Here is a 15,552-nt window from a genome sequence, read left to right on the forward strand (position 1 = left end):
TTTTCTCCTGACTCCTTTCTCCAGAAATTTTGACTCCTGACTCCTTTCTCCAGAAATTCTGACTCCTGACTCCTGACTCCTGACTCCTTGATAATTATTTATAAGTATTCAACCGAACATGATATAAGAGATTTGTTGAGTGACTAAAATCTAAAAGTAAAAGGTACTTCAAGAGATTGAAATTTGGTAGATTGATTAGGAGGAAAGGTATATATATTCCCTTTATTTTAACTCTTCAATACTTGTCTTGATTTCTTCCTCCCTATTTCCTATTCCCTATTCCCTATTCCCTATTCCCAGTTAAGAGTTAAGTGTTCCCTATCTCCTTTTTATATTTCCTGATACATTCAGTCTCTGAATCATATTAAATGCGATAGTTTCGGTAAAATTCAATATCGTAGGGGTTTGGTCACCAATCCCTACCAAATTTGGAGTTTTTGCCAAGAATCATTGTAGAATTTTATTCTCCTTTGAGATTAAGTTACTCTCAACTTTTTTTAGAGTTATTTGATACATTTTTTCACAAAAATTAATAGTTTGTATACTATTTAGCAGCACTTCTCAGAAACTTGAGCTATACTAAAAATATAGGCAATATAAAACTCAACTTTTACTCTATAAAAAGGGAGAAATACCTATGCAAAAAATTTTAGAATCAATTAATTTAGATTACGCTTTTATGTTTACCTACAAAAAGGTAAACTCAATCAGCATGGAGGGTTTTGAACAGTTTTTTGCCGCTCTTCCTGTCGATCCCTACATGAAAGCTAAGTATCGTTACAGAAGACTTTCTCGTTTTATTATTTCAGAGGAAGAGGTAATAAAACAACCTCATGGTTATCTTTTTCAAAGCAAAAATTATAATCCTTTAGCTGGAGATATTAAAAGAGAATTTGCTGAATTAGACGACAGACTTATCGCCTTAGATAACTTTAAAAAAATGATTTTAGCCTTCTGTGATTCCTGCAAAATACATCCAGAAGCAGAAATTGGAGTACATCAAATTAGAACTATTTGTTCCCCTAATAATTCTGGTAATCCAGCACCCGAAGGTATTCACAGAGACGGCACTGATTTTATTGGTATATTTGCAGTAAATAGACATAATATTCAAGGCGGTTCAACTCATCTTTATACTGCGAGAAAAGAAAAGCCAGTATTTAGTAAAATTCTCAATCCTGGAGATTTATTGTTAGTAAATGACAATGAATTTTTCCACTTTACTACTCCGATTAAACCTGTGACAGAAGAGATGGGATATCGAGATGTATTTGTGTTGACTTCTCCAAGTTTGATTCATTAAAAAAGGAAGAACTAAGAAGCAATAAGGGTGGGTTATTTCAGTTATCAGTTATCAGTTATCAGTTAGCCTCCTTTCCTGCGGAATGCTACCCAAACGGAGGAACTGCCTTAACAGTTCCTCTGGCTTCATCCAGATGCTTGAAATACTGAATTGAATATTTTTTTCATCCTCTTAAAAGGGGAGGCGCATACCCCAATTTTTCCGTAATAATTTGCCCACCTTTTTGCTTGAATAAATACCAAGAATAGCTCTATATATCATTGCGAGGGGATAATTAAAATTTTGTTTTGAAACCTATAAATTTCTATCTCCTAAAGCCATATTTTTTTTGAATAAAAAATAAGTATTTTCCACAGTATCCAAACAAGTAGCAAAAAGCTTAATCTTTTAATAGAAAACAACTCAAATTTTCTAATTAAAAGGTAACACTGTTTGGAGTAAAAAAATCATGTCCAATGACTCGGAACGTAACTCTGCTGTTAACGCAGCAGCTACAAGTAAAGTCTACCATGCTAAATTTCAAGATTTATCTGCTGGTGCAGCGCGAAAATTCTATCGAGGGGGAGTACGTTCAGGAGAACCATCGAGAACTTACGCTCAAGCTCAAAAAATGTTGAATAAAGTGCCACCATCTCAACGAGCGGGTACTAATGCTGAAAATGCTACTAGAAATATCCGAGACTATTTGTCTGATAAAGATGCTAGTCACGTTAAACCACATAGTAAAGGTGGTTCAAATGATCCCAGTAATATTAAGTGGGAAAATGCTAAAGATAACAGAGCACGCGGTAACAAAGACATGAGTTTGCAGGAGCAGGCAAAACTGGGAGCAAAATGGCACGTTGATAACTTAACGGGTGCGGTGAAAGCGGGAGCTAAAGCAACTCCTATGGGAGCAGCGATCGGTGCGGTAACTACTGCACCTTTTTCTATGTTAAGTAACGGTTTGCGGGTAGTGCGTGGAGAAATGTCTGAAGGTGAGGCAGTTTTGGAAACCCTGAAAGATACGGCAACGGGTGGTGCTGTGGGTGCTGCATCTGCTTTTACTATTACTACTGTTGCTACTCTTTGTCCACCTATTGCTATGGCGTTGAGTGCAGTTTCGCCAGCATTGTTAGCAGTGGGTGGCGCGGGTATGGTTTATGAGTTTTTTCATATTTTAGAAAATCACAAGGAAGCAGTTAATAATTATTATGATTCTTTGACTAAGGAAGACTTAAAACGTCTCCAAGAAATAGAGGATGAATTAACTTATGAACATCGGAAAAATTTAGATTTTTTGGCAGAAGAAGATGCAGTAAATGAACAGATCAAAAATCGATCTTGTGAACCTGGAATAGAGGGAGCAGCAAAGCGGTATTTAGAGTCAGTAGCTATAGCTAAGTCATTAGGAGCAATGCCTAATAATTCTAAACATTTACCTGGTAATTCTCAGCAAGGTTTTTTACCTACAAATAGTTAGGAAGTAGGTTGGGTTAAGGAACCACGAAACCCAACATTTTGACAATATTTTTGTTGGGTTTCACTTCGTTCTACCCAACCTACAATTATCCTGAAATTATGTAGGTTGGGTTGAGGAACGTTTGCGGAGCATTTCCAACGGAAAAACCCAACATAGTATCATTATTTGTTTCTTTAATTTTTGGTGCGTCTAAACTCAAAAATATTCAAATTATGTAGAGGAAAAAAAACCAGCATAATATTATTGTTTCTCAATGTTTTTGTTGGGTTTCACTTTGTTCTACCCAACCTACAATTATCCTTAAATTATGTACTTTGGGTTGAGGAAGATTTGCGGAGTATTTCCAACGAAAAAATCTAACCTTTTCCTAATTTGGTGCTAAAGCAAAACTACAAATAAACACAATTTTTCCAGGAATTAATTATGGTTTTTCCTTTTATTTTTGGCGCAGTCGGTGCAGCAGTTGGAGCTGCTGTCGGAGCTTTTACTAATTATGCAGCAGGAGAAAAAGATAGAGAAAAAGCAAAATATCACCGCAAAATTGCTAATGAATTATCAGAAAAGTACACAGCATTGGAGAAAAGATATTATGAATTAGCAGATGAAAGCAACAAGAAAATCAAGAAATTAATCCAGCAAAAAGCCTTAGATGAAGCGGAAAAAGATTGTCTACGTTTGGCATTAAGACTACAGCAAAATTTACTTTTGTTAATGCAGGAAATTGACTCCGAACCATCAACGGTAGTTTTAAATAATTTTCGAGAAGCGGTTGATTTTACTAATAATGTTTTAGATCAACTAGATGAGGAATTGATAGTTATTTCTGTTGACTATTGGAACCGAAATTTAAACCGCGCTCAAGAAAGAGAATATTTAGGAGGTTTGAGGAAATCTGACCAAGTATTTAAGTCGTCAAATAAATCTATTTTTTCTCAAAAATATTCCTACGGTGAAAGTCAGAATAAACCTTCTAAAAATTACAACAAAATGGAAAATAATTATCTAAATTCCTCTTCTGCAAGAGTCATAGAACTTGCTAAACAAGGAAATGCTGAAGCAGTTACTGAGATTTTAGACTATTTACTCAGAACTGATGAAATCGAAACAAAAAGTTTCTTTGAACGCGGAATTGTAGAAATTATTGTTAAAGGGAAAAAAATTCCTACCCCAGACAAACTTATTCAGCGAATTAGGAAAATTATTGAGCATTTGCAACTCAAATTTATCAGCAAAGTTAAAATTTATGCACAAGATGAAATTACGAAATCTTTGATTTGGTATCAAGAATTTGAACCACTGCAAAAAATTGTTTCACCTAATCATCAACCTCTAGAATCAAATTATCAACAACCACCTACCATGAACCATAGTTCTCAAAATATCTTCTCTCAAAATTTTCAACAACTACACAACAAAGTCAACCAAACTGGAGCTAAAATTTTACAATTCCTGCAAGAATTTCGGCGGGGTAAACTCACAGAAGGAGATAAGACTCAGGGGTTAGAAACTGTTGAAAATAATCTCGTTAAAACTCTTCAAAATTTGCAAGAGGAAAAGTATCAAGTAGCAGTAGTCGCTCCAATGAAAGCTGGTAAAAGTACCTTTCTTAATGCTGTAATTGGGGCGGATATTTTGGCTAGTGAAAATGCAGCTTGTACTATTTGTCGAACCGATATTAAACATATTTCTCATGGAGCAACTTCGAGACTTTTAGAATATCGCGAACTTAGGGAGCAACCTGTAATTTTAGTTGCAGGAAATGCAGCAGAAATTCAAAATAAATTCTTAGAACGTACTAGAGAAATTCGGGGAAAAAATAATCCCGATCAAACAATTAGATTTGAAGTAGAATATCCCATAGAAGCTATTAGTCACATTCCCTCATTAGCAGGTTTTTCTCTACTGGATACTCCCGGTCCGAATGAGTGGGAGTCGGCGAATTTTAATACGGTAAAATTAAAGCAAACTGCATTAGAAGCGCTGCGAACTTGTAGCGCAATTCTATTTATTTTAGATTACACTTCCTACAAAGATAATGCTGTTTCTGAGTTGTTCAAGGAAGTAGTAGAAAATCGTCAGGAAATACTTGCTAAAAATTCAGGTAAGGTTTACTTTATCCTAAACAAAGTTGATTTAAAAGGAGAAAGAGATCGAGAAATTCCTGAAGTTATTAAGGAATTAAAACGAGAGTTAATTAATTTTGGTTTTCCTAATCCGACAATTTATCCTGCTAGTTCTCGACAGGGACTTTTAGCCAAATTAATTGATACTGGTAAAGCAAGTAAAGAGCAAATTAATGATTTTAAAAAGTTCTTTAGTGCGCAGTATTCTGAGGAGAATGAAGATGGCGATCAAATTATACCAGCACCTCATAAAATTGCCTCTCAAGCATTCTTGGATAGTGGAATTCCAGAAATAGAAAAAATGGTTATTCAGACTATTACTCAAAATTCTGGAGTGAATCTTTTAGAGGATGTTTTGGCAAGACTGGAAAAAGCAGTTAAAGGAATCGAGGATAGTTTAAATACTCAAATTCAAGGATGGGAAATTGAGCTGAAAACTCTCAAACAAAATGTTCAAGAATATGCTGAAAAAGCTGATAATGCTAATCAGCAAGTTTTAGAAGTAAAAAAGTTAGTCAAGCAACAGGAAAAAAAATTAATTGAAAGGTTTAGGCAAGAATTACAATTATTTGCTACGGATGCTAAAGAGCAGATAAAAACAGAAATTGAACAGTTGCCTAATTCAATATCTAACCAGTCAAAATTTGAGAAACCAACTAACTCAAGAGGTGGTTTATTTAGAGCAATTTTTCAAGCATTTGATAATCTGTTAAATCAAGTTGCGCGACAGGATTCAGAAAATATTTATAAAATTCGATTTAAGGAAGAGAAAGATGCTAAAAAGTTGATTAAAACAGTCAATGAATACTGCTCTCCTCATATTCAGAAATTGTGGATAGATGTGCAAGATAAAATGATTCGGGAAGGAACCACAATCCGGGAAAACTTAGCAACAGAAATACAAACAAAAATCCAAGTAATATCTAATGAACTTTCTACTTACCTTGGCGAATCTTTGCAAATAGAGTTAAACATTAATCCGATTATTATTCCTCATCTCAATTTTGAAGGAATGATAGATGATAAAGTCGATAAAATTCTGGAGAGAATCAAATATATAGAACAAACACAAGAGGTAAGAAAGCGAAAATGCGAAGACGATGAAATATATTTTGTCGATGTAGAAGTCAAAAGCTTTCAAGTAGACTTGCAGGAAATTTTACAATTAATTTGTAGAAGAATTGATGAACAAATTGTAGATAGTGCTGCCTTAATTAATTTAGTCATACAGCAGCAAGTAAAGGAAGACTTTAGCAGTGCAGAAATGCAAATCAAAGATTACACAAATAAATTTCAATCAGAACTTGAAACTTTAGTTTGGCAACGAGAAAGTAAGGGAGGAGAAGCAGAGAAAATTTACTCAAATTTACAAGTTTATCAAACTAGGTTATCTGAGTATATGGAAGAGTTAGATATGCTAGAAAAATCTTTAGATGAATTAAAGAAAACAAAAGCTTAAAATCAGACAGCAGGAAATATTTAGTTCAGTTTTTCCAAAAAAGCAAAAAGCAACTTATACCACTTTGATAAATGTTTGCTACAAATATCTAGGGAATTTTTTAGGAGTCAGGAGTCAGGAGTCGTATGGGAATGCCTTCAATACTATTTTTTAGGTCGTAAATCATCTTTTTTGTCAAATAAACATATCCTGTAAATTATTTTTATCGCCCTTACTATCCGTAACATTCTTTTTTCATGCATGGTATTATATTATATTCGGCAAAACACTTATCATTAGACTTTTAGTTGCGCTTGAGCGCTAGAAATATACTTGGTGCTAAAGCGCAACTACAAACAAAGACTTTGTTAAACTAAATTTCCAAGCAACAGATTCAATAAAAAAAGTTTCCCAAAATTTGGAAACTTTGATAGTAACTAATTTTTCCGAGTTCGGCAGATTTTTTAGCGAATAATTAATAATTAAATAATTCTGGTTAAAAACCTCCCCAATAAAGGGGAAAAAAGCGGTCGTTTTGCTACGCATAACTACGTTAACGCTGCGCGACATGAAAAGCGGAGCTTCCCGAAGGGTGGGATGCCGAGGAGACCTCGGTATATCCAATCGACCAAGAGAAATAAATTTTTTCCTTTTAGTCTTACCTCTCCCTTTTAGGGAGAGGTAATTATCAATTATCAATTATCAATTATCAATTATGCATTATCCATTATCCATTAATGAATTAATATTATCTTTGTCTGGAAGTATGAGCAACCCAAACCTTTGATGTAGAAGATTTTGAATCAGATGGTTCTTGAGCAACATTTGCTATTGTTGCTACAACTTTTACTTCTTCTATATTTCTAAAATATCCTTTTCTCTTAGTTTTAACTATATTTTGCTTCCAAATACCTTCCTGGTTGTTTATACTTATTTTTTTCATATTCTTTGACTAAAGCTAGGTTGTCTTTGATTGTTAAAGTTTTTACATTTTAGTTATACAATCATGCCAATTAATTTTCAGGATGGAAATATATAAAAGTTGATATATTTCATTTTGGAAAAAATTGTATATCTTCATTGAATTTTTAAATCAAGTCTTAGTGATTTTACATATTCTTTAACATAGTATGATTAACTTGAGGAATAAAAACACTGATGAAAGAAAATATTGAGGAGGTATTTGTGGATAAATCTGTATATTTGTCAATATATCAAAATTAACAAGTTTTTATACCTTAGAGTAGTATGATTTCAGAGCTTAGGTTTATACACACAAAATTGTAATTTTGTCAATCTATAAAAGTTGACTAATGTTAATATGGCCGATTCTTGACACCATCCGTCAAGTAGAACAGATTTGATCTTAGCACAAATCAGGCAGCTAGCAATTCTAAATGATTTGTCAAAAATCAAAAAATACATTAAAACTCTGAAACTTTTACCACTGTTCCTTGTTGCCTCATCCCAAAAAATTCTTTTCACAATCAAAATAGGACTGCTATAATGATTTTTCATCTTTGCCAAGAGGATAGGGAATAGAATAGAAGTAAAAATAGATTGACCTCATTAGTCTGAGAAACGCTATATTTTTACCTGAAAGTGAGGATTAAATCAAAAACAACTATATTTGACTGATACTAATTTACCCTAACTCACTAAAAAGGTTATTACTAGACAGATTAATCCTTTTATTCAAGCTAAATATACTCAAAAATAAGTGCCATATTTTGATTTTACTGATTTACAAATAAACAAAAAATTGATAAATATTACCTCTAATTTATTGAATAATTAAGATGTGGCAAACTCAGGAAAAACAGTTAACATCCAATATTAAAAACCGTCAACTAAAAAAATTACTAATTCTTCTATTTCCTGCAACTATCTGGCTATTAATTTTTTTCATCATCCCGTTAGTAATTGTTTTAATTTATAGCTTCTTAGAACGAGGTACTTATGGGGGAGTTATTTGGCAATTTACTCTATATAACTATCAACGACTAGCTCAAGAAATATACTGGGGAATATTTTGGCGGTCTTTATTCCTCGCTTTAATTACAACTATAATGTGTTTATTAATTGGCTACCCCTTAGCATATTTTATTGCTACTATTAGACCATCTTGGCGTAATGTTTTATTGATGCTAGTTATCATTCCTTTTTGGACAAATTTTTTAGTGCGTACTTATGCTTGGATAGTCTTACTTCGGACTGAAGGAGTATTTAATATTGTCTTACAAAGTTTGCAGTTCACAGAAGAACCTTTAACTCTTTTATTTACACCCTTTGCTGTAATTATTGGTTTGGTTTATGGCTATTTACCATTTATGATTTTACCTTTATATGCCACAATTGAACGCTTGAATTTTTCTTTATTAGAAGCTGCTCAAGATTTAGGAGCTAATGATTTACGAACTTTTTTTCGTCTAGTTTTACCATTAACAATGCGAGGCATAATTGCAGGTTGTTTACTGGTTTTTATTCCGGCATTTGGTGCTTTTATTACTCCTGATATTTTAGGTGGTGCCAAAACTATGATGGTGGGAAATCTGATTCAAAATCAATTTCTTAAAGCTAGAAATTGGCCGTTTGGTTCGGCATTATCAATTGCGTTGATGATGATTGTATTAATTCCAGTTATTATCTATTTCGGCATCTCGGAAAAGGAAAATAATTAAGCATTAAGTTGTCAACTATAGCCATAAAAAATGATTCGTAAAAAAAACTGTAGGGGTTTGGTTTCCAAATCCCTCACGTCCTTGGGTTTGGAGACCAAACCCCTACGATAAAATCTTATACCATTTCTCATGCATTAATTCTATATATGATTGGGTGGGGAAGTGTGGGAGGTGTGGGGAGAGATAGGGACGTTGCTTGAGCATTAATGCGTTTTCCTTACGGAATGCTACTATTCCATGTCGCATAGCGTTAACGGAGTTATGCGCCAGCAAAACGTCCCTACGAAAAATATATATTAGCTAACCTTAAATTGTCAAAAAAAGATTTAAAATCTTGGTAAATATTTAATTGTTTAAGTGTAGCTGAAGTCTAGCATTAATGCATGGTAATTGGTATTATCTCCTATTTAGGATTACTATATGACTTATTAACTTATTATCTTGGAATGAAAAATTCGTCTCCTTTTAAGGATAAAACAAATAAGATTTCCTAATATTCAATTAAGTACGATTTTAACCAGAGGTAATTATCAATTATCAATTATCAATTATTCATTAATGAACATTTCCTTTTAAAGATGAAACAAATTGATTTAGTTATTCGTTCTCTTGGCAAATTTGGTTTATGGCTAAATGCGACCTTGAGTTTTGCCTTTCTTTATCTACCTATTTTTATCTTAGTAATTTACTCCTTTAATGATTCTCGTTTTAATGCTGTATGGCGAGGTTTTACTTTAAAATGGTATGGCAATTTATTGCAAGGAGTCGCTGATAATACTGTTAGTAATGCGATTATTTGGGATGCGCTAAAAAATAGTCTTTTTGTAGCAACAATTTCAACATTACTAGCAACAATTTTTGGTACTATGATTGCCTTAGCATTAGAACGTTTTCGTTTTCCCGGACGTAATATTTTAGAGGCAATACTTTTTTTGCCGATAATTATTCCCGAAATTACTATTGGTATTTCTTTATTAGTTTTCTTTTCTTTGAGTTTTCAGCTAATCGAAAATATTCTAGGTATTCGTTTAGTTTTAGGCTTGCCCACAGTAATTATTGGTCATATAGTATTTAGTATCTCTTTTGTTGTTGTAACTGTCAGAGTGCGAGTCGCTCAACTTGATCCTGCTTTGGAGGAAGCAGCTTTAGACTTAGGTGCTAATGAATGGAGAACTTTTTTTCAGATTACTTTCCCTTTAATTTGGCCGGGAATTTTTAGTGCTGCTTTGTTAGCTTTTACCTTGTCATTGGATGATTTTGTAATTACTTTTTTTACTGCCGGAGTCGGTTCAACAACATTACCATTATTCGTTTATGGTATGATTAAGTTTTCGGTAACTCCAGCAATTAATGCTATATCAACTTTGATGTTAGTAGCTTCTTTAATGTTGGTAGTATCTTCTCTGTTTATTGATAAATTTGGGGATAAAAAAAATGCCTAAAATTAATGAAAAAAATACAGGTTTTAGCTCAGTGAACTATAGCTGTGCTGCGCAAAATTAAGACATTACAAAAATTTTGTTATTATTATTAATATAGCAGTATGAAATGACTTTTCAATAATGGATAATGGATAATTTATAATTGATAATTACCTCTCCCTAAAAGGAAGAGGATTGAATAAAAGGAAAATTTTTCCTTCTCTTGGTCGATTGGATATGGCATTTTGGAGACTAATTTCTCTTTCATATCATAATGAGTTAATAACCCATAACTAATAGCTAATAGCTGATAGCTGAATGCTTACAATATTACAACCAACTTAAGATTGCTATAAATGCCGAAAATCGTTAAAAATATTCCTGAACTTTACTTATATTTTTTGTCAAAATGAAAAAAATAATCACTTTTTTGTTGCTCTTTAGCATTGCCTTAATTTTCCCTGTTGCTTGTAGTAATAATCCCAATACTTCAGCAAATAATGTTCTGAGTATATACAATTGGTCAACATATATTGCGCCTGAAGTAATTACTGAATTTGAGAATAAATTTAATGTCAAAATTCAATACGATACCTACGAAAGTAATGAAGACCTTTATGCCAAAATCAAACCTGGAAATCCTGGTTATGATGTAGCTTTTCCTGGTGATTATATGGTGAAAATTATGGCATCAGAAAAACTACTAGAGGAACTGAATAAAGAAAATATTCCTAATATAAAAAATCTCAATGATAAATTTATTAACCCTCCATACGATCCAGCAAATAAATATAGTGTTGCTTACCAATGGGGCACAATGGGAATAGGTTATAACATCAAAGCAACAGGAGGTGAAATTAATAGTTGGTCAACCATGTTTGACGAGAAATTTCAAGGGAGAGTAGCCTTATTAGATGATATGCGTAGTAGCTTTTCTATTGCCTTAATTTCTCTTGGTTATAACCCCAATACAACTAACCCTAAAGAAATTACTGAAGCCAGAAATTTTCTAATTAAAAATAAACAGGCGATCGCTGCTTTTGCACCGGATACTGGTCAAAATTTATTAGACCAAGGAGAGGTAGATTTAACCTGTGAATGGAGTGGGGATATTTTCCAAGTTATGAAAGAAAATTCCGACCTTCGTTACGTTATTCCTAAAGAGGGAAGTATTCTTTTAACTGATAATATGGTTATTCTAAAAGGAAGTAGAAATAAAGAACTGGCAGAAAAGTTTATTAACTTTATTCTTGAACCAGAAATAGGAGCAAAAATCTCCAATTTTATTAAGTATGCTACCCCAAACCAAGCAGCAAAAGACCAAGGTTTAATTGAAGTTGCTGACCTGAATAATTCTGCTATTTATCCACCACCAGAATTATTTGCTAAACTTAATTATATTCAAGACCTTGGTCAAGCTACAATTTTATATGATGAAGCTTGGACAGAAGTTAAATTAGGAGAGTAATGGAGTAAGGGAGTAGGGGATTCATTAATGGATAATTACCTCTCCCTTTTAGGGAGAGGATTGACTAAAAGGAAAAGATTTATTTCTCTTGGTCGATTGGATATGGCGAGGTTTCCTCGCCATCCCATCCTACGGACAGCTCCGCTTTTCATGTCGCGCAGCGTTAACGTAGTTATGCGTAGCAAAACGACCGCTTTTTTCCCCTTTCAAGGGGAGGCTTTAAACCTAAATTATCTAATTATTTAATTGTTTAATTATTAATTATTTCGGTAAGGGAGTAGGGGATAAATGAACACAATAATAATTGATAAGGGTAGTGAAAATTAGCAAAAACATTATTAGGCTAGTGTTAATTATTTAATAACTGAAATAACCGCATTAATGGATAGAAATTAGTCTAATAAACATCTCCGAAAAGGAAAAAAAAATTAATTATTATCCATAAATTATCAATTACTCCCCTCCTGGGAGGGGTTAGGGGTGGGTTACCCGCTGTGCCTTTTTCCCTCTTTTCTGGAGAGGTCTAATAGTAATTTTTAAATTATAGCGTTTCTCAGGTTACTGAGGTACAGTTGTTTTTCTTCTTTTCTATTCCCTTTTGCCAGAATTACTAACCCAAAAAATATTATTGAAACCATTCATTCTGACTCCTGAATCGTGACTCCTGACTCCTAATAAATACCCTAAATATTTGTAATAAACACTTGTCAAATTGGTATAATAGTTCAACAAGAATATTCAGAAAAATACGATTATGACTTACAAAATTATGAGCTTAGATGGTGGTGGAATTCGTGGGGTAATGGCTGCTCGAATACTTCAAGAAATTGAGCAACAAATTGGAAAAAAATGAGAATAAAACGATAATCTCTTGTTTAAAAACCATGAGCTTAAGTTGTTAAGCTCAAAAAATAGAGAAAGTTATTTATCCGGAAAAATCAGAATCAATTAAATTAGAATTGAGCAATATTAGGGAGGAAAAAACATAACTTGTCTCCAAAAATTGACTACTAATTTTGGAGAATGAAAAAGCCCTGCTTCCTTACAAGGGAATGAGGGTTCATAAGCCTTTCTCCTCGGAGGAAAGAGGTTTGGAGAGAGGTTTTTATGAGTTTACAAACAGTTTATAATAATACCTCAACTATTAACTATCTAAAATTCAATAATCAGAAAGTATAACTTACTCCTAAATGGAAAACATAGCAGTCAATCTCATCAATATTGCCAAAATATTCCCAAGTAAAAATAAAACAAAATTTATCGCTGTAAATAATATCAATCTCCAGATAAAAAAATCTGAATTCTTTTCTATACTTGGTCCGTCTGGGTGTGGTAAAACTACAACATTAAGAATGATAGCTGGCTTTGAAATTCCCACTTCTGGAGACATTTATATTCAAGACAAATTAATGGGAAATAGTCCGCCATTTCATCGCCCAGTTAATACAGTTTTTCAGAATTATGCCTTATTTCCCCATCTCACAGTGGCAGAAAATATTGCCTTTGGATTAGAAATGGAAAATCTCCCGCGCCCAGAAATAAATCGTCGGGTAACTGATAGTTTAGCTCAAGTAAAATTAATAGATATGCAAAAGCGTTATCCCCGACAATTATCTGGCGGACAACAACAAAGAGTGGCTTTAGCAAGAGCATTAGTTAAACAACCAGCAGTATTATTATTTGATGAACCTTTGGGTGCTTTAGATTTAAAATTACGCAAAGAAATGCAGTTGGAATTAAAACAAATGCAGCAAAAGTTAGGTATTACTTTTATCTATGTTACTCACGATCAAGAAGAAGCTTTAACTATGTCTGACCGGATAGCTGTTATGCACCAAGGAGAAGTTTTACAAGTGGGAACTCCGGTGGAGATTTATGAACAACCAAAAACTCGTTTTGTAGCTGAATTTATTGGGGAAAGTAATTTTTTAACTGGGCGAATAACTGCACATCAAGAGAATAAAAGTTTCGTGTTAATAGATGAAGATTTGCCCTTATTAATACCCTCCGTTAATCATCTGCCAATAGATACAATTATTACCTTAGTTGTCAGACCCGAAAAAATAGAAATTTCCCCGTCAAGTTTGACAAGAGAATCAGATTTTTCCGGGATAATAGAAAATCTAGTTTATATTGGTACAGATACTCGTTATGTTGTCCGTTTAACTGACAGAACTAAGATAGTTATCCGCAGACAAAATATTAATCCTTTTCATCTGAATCAATATGCTATTGGTGAGAAAGTTAAAGTTAATATTCCTGTGGAAAATATTAGTATTTTGGCAGAAGGTTTGTCAGAGCAAGAAAGATTAAAGTTAGGAAAAAATTAGCAAATATTCTTAGCTAAACTGATAATATCATGTCCGCTGGTATCGTTGGTGTAAACTCAAGGGTGAATTTTACCGGAAATTTAAGTTTTTTTTCTGGCTCTTAAGTATTCCTGCCAGTTAAGTGTTCCCTCCTCCCTCCTCCCTCCTTCCTCCTCCCTCCTCCCTGTTCCCAGTTAAGTGTTCCCTGTTCCCTACCTTTGCTATACAATACCGATGCTACCGGACATGATATAACTGATAACTGAATAGAGACATTCCCATTCTTTTTTTCAGTGAAAGGGAAAAGAGTCGCGATCGAACGACCTTCCGCTGACGCGAACGCGACTCTTTTCAAGAAATTGTCATCAAATTTTTTGTCTGTTTAACTGGTAGTCCTGTAGATGTAGTGATATTTATAAGTAAAATCCTTTCACAGTAAGGGATAAAAATGCAAAAATCACTACTTGTACACCACTACCAGAAGTTGTAATCAAGTTTTTGTCTGTTTAACTTTTAACTTGAGTTATAGCTACAACTGTTCTGGATCGATACCAAAGGAACGCAACATTTGTTCAAGTTGTTCAGTTCGTTGTCGCTCCTGTTGAACTTGTTGTTCAAATTGTTCAGCTCGTTGTTTTTCCTGAAGTGCTTGCTCTTCTTAGGTCATAAACTTATTGCCTTCAGAGTCATACCAATACAACCACTCTCGTTCCCAGCGTTCGTTATAGCTAACTTCAGTTCCTATCCCCAGACCAATTTCTGGCATCCACACAGGATTTCCTTGTAAACGTTGGTATGCTCCATTTAACAAACGATACACTTCAAAACGCTCATGTTTGTCTCCCTTGGAATAATCTGGGTTATAGATGACATAATACAAGACTCCCAAGCGAGCGTAATCAATCATTTTTTTATCGTATTCGTTCCCATAAGTTTGAGAAACAATCTCCAATACGAATAGGGGAACAATATAATTTTCCTCCCAAAGAACATAAGAAAGTCGTGACTTGTTGTTATTTTTGAACCGTGGAACTCCCACACTGAGGAAAGCATCAGGAATTATAGGAACTCTAGGACTTGAACCGGTGGTATGGAAAATTCCCATATTTACGCCAAAAAACCAATCAGAGCGATCGCCCCATAACTGATTTAAAACCGCTCTTAGTAGGACAGGATAATGGTTTTTTATTTCATTATCCACGGGTAGGATATCTATATAGTTGACATACTCCCGACGTTGCCCTTCTATTCCCCCCTTTCAAAGGGGGGTTAGGGGGGATGGAAAAATAGGGATTCTGAGCGTCTGGGAAACCCTGACCGCTGCGCATGACAGAGGTGATGTCCTCC

The 15,552-nt window shown here is 33.8% G+C and carries 9 protein-coding genes; 7 read left to right on the top strand and 2 right to left on the bottom strand.

The features are described from left to right. The first annotated feature begins 637 nt into the window (after window positions 1-637). From F6K40_RS32390 to F6K40_RS32400, 3 genes are all read left to right on the top strand, one after another. The gene (locus tag F6K40_RS32390) at window positions 638-1,303 is read left to right on the top strand and encodes a 2OG-Fe dioxygenase family protein (RefSeq protein WP_293142048.1); all 666 of its coding nucleotides are present in this window, start codon (window positions 638-640) and stop codon (window positions 1,301-1,303) included. Between the two features lie 448 nt (window positions 1,304-1,751). Further along, entirely contained in the window at window positions 1,752-2,765 is a 1,014-nt protein-coding gene (locus F6K40_RS32395; protein ID WP_293142050.1) for a hypothetical protein, read from the top strand. A 423-nt stretch (window positions 2,766-3,188) separates the two neighbouring features. After that, window positions 3,189-6,347 carry a dynamin family protein gene (locus tag F6K40_RS32400; protein WP_293142052.1) on the top strand — a complete coding sequence of 1,053 codons (3,159 nt, stop codon included), beginning with the start codon at window positions 3,189-3,191 and terminating at the stop codon, window positions 6,345-6,347. 727 nt (window positions 6,348-7,074) lie between these two features. Here the strand turns inward: F6K40_RS32400 and F6K40_RS32405 are convergent. Then, a complete protein-coding gene (locus tag F6K40_RS32405) occupies window positions 7,075-7,269 on the bottom strand; it encodes a hypothetical protein (protein WP_293142054.1) in 195 nt (64 codons plus the stop codon). 856 nt (window positions 7,270-8,125) lie between these two features. On the opposite strand from F6K40_RS32405, the gene F6K40_RS32410 reads away from it, so the two are divergent. The 4 genes from F6K40_RS32410 (at window position 8,126) to F6K40_RS32425 (ending at window position 14,226) form a co-directional block, all read left to right on the top strand. Further along, the gene (locus F6K40_RS32410; protein WP_293142056.1) at window positions 8,126-9,007 is read left to right on the top strand and encodes an ABC transporter permease; all 882 of its coding nucleotides are present in this window, start codon (window positions 8,126-8,128) and stop codon (window positions 9,005-9,007) included. A 578-nt stretch (window positions 9,008-9,585) separates the two neighbouring features. Further along, window positions 9,586-10,449: an ABC transporter permease gene (locus F6K40_RS32415; RefSeq protein WP_293142058.1), complete on the top strand. Its 864-nt coding sequence runs from the start codon at window positions 9,586-9,588 to the stop codon at window positions 10,447-10,449. 388 nt (window positions 10,450-10,837) lie between these two features. Further along, entirely contained in the window at window positions 10,838-11,896 is a 1,059-nt protein-coding gene (locus tag F6K40_RS32420) for an ABC transporter substrate-binding protein (protein ID WP_293142060.1), read from the top strand. A gap of 1,190 nt (window positions 11,897-13,086) precedes the next feature. Continuing rightward, window positions 13,087-14,226 (top strand): ABC transporter ATP-binding protein, encoded by a 1,140-nt coding sequence (locus F6K40_RS32425; RefSeq protein WP_293142062.1) that lies wholly within the window; start codon window positions 13,087-13,089, stop codon window positions 14,224-14,226. Between the two features lie 637 nt (window positions 14,227-14,863). Here the strand turns inward: F6K40_RS32425 and F6K40_RS32430 are convergent. After that, window positions 14,864-15,406 (bottom strand): Uma2 family endonuclease, encoded by a 543-nt coding sequence (locus tag F6K40_RS32430; RefSeq protein WP_293142064.1) that lies wholly within the window; start codon window positions 15,404-15,406, stop codon window positions 14,864-14,866. Window positions 15,407-15,552 lie beyond the last annotated feature (146 nt).

The organism is Okeania sp. SIO3I5 (assembly GCF_010672085.1).
Lineage (GTDB): Bacteria > Cyanobacteriota > Cyanobacteriia > Cyanobacteriales > Microcoleaceae > Trichodesmium.

What these genes read in the sequence shown, in the direction of transcription:
- F6K40_RS32395 (WP_293142050.1), top strand. Translation starts at nt 1,752, where the DNA reads ATGTCCAATGACTCGGAACGTAACTCTGCTGTTAACGCAGCAGCTACA.
- F6K40_RS32390 (WP_293142048.1), top strand. Translation starts at nt 638, where the DNA reads ATGCAAAAAATTTTAGAATCAATTAATTTAGATTACGCTTTTATGTTT.
- F6K40_RS32400 (WP_293142052.1), top strand. Translation starts at nt 3,189, where the DNA reads ATGGTTTTTCCTTTTATTTTTGGCGCAGTCGGTGCAGCAGTTGGAGCT.
- F6K40_RS32405 (WP_293142054.1), bottom strand. Translation starts at nt 7,269, where the DNA reads ATGAAAAAAATAAGTATAAACAACCAGGAAGGTATTTGGAAGCAAAAT.
- F6K40_RS32415 (WP_293142058.1), top strand. Translation starts at nt 9,586, where the DNA reads ATGAAACAAATTGATTTAGTTATTCGTTCTCTTGGCAAATTTGGTTTA.
- F6K40_RS32425 (WP_293142062.1), top strand. Translation starts at nt 13,087, where the DNA reads ATGGAAAACATAGCAGTCAATCTCATCAATATTGCCAAAATATTCCCA.
- F6K40_RS32410 (WP_293142056.1), top strand. Translation starts at nt 8,126, where the DNA reads ATGTGGCAAACTCAGGAAAAACAGTTAACATCCAATATTAAAAACCGT.
- F6K40_RS32420 (WP_293142060.1), top strand. Translation starts at nt 10,838, where the DNA reads ATGAAAAAAATAATCACTTTTTTGTTGCTCTTTAGCATTGCCTTAATT.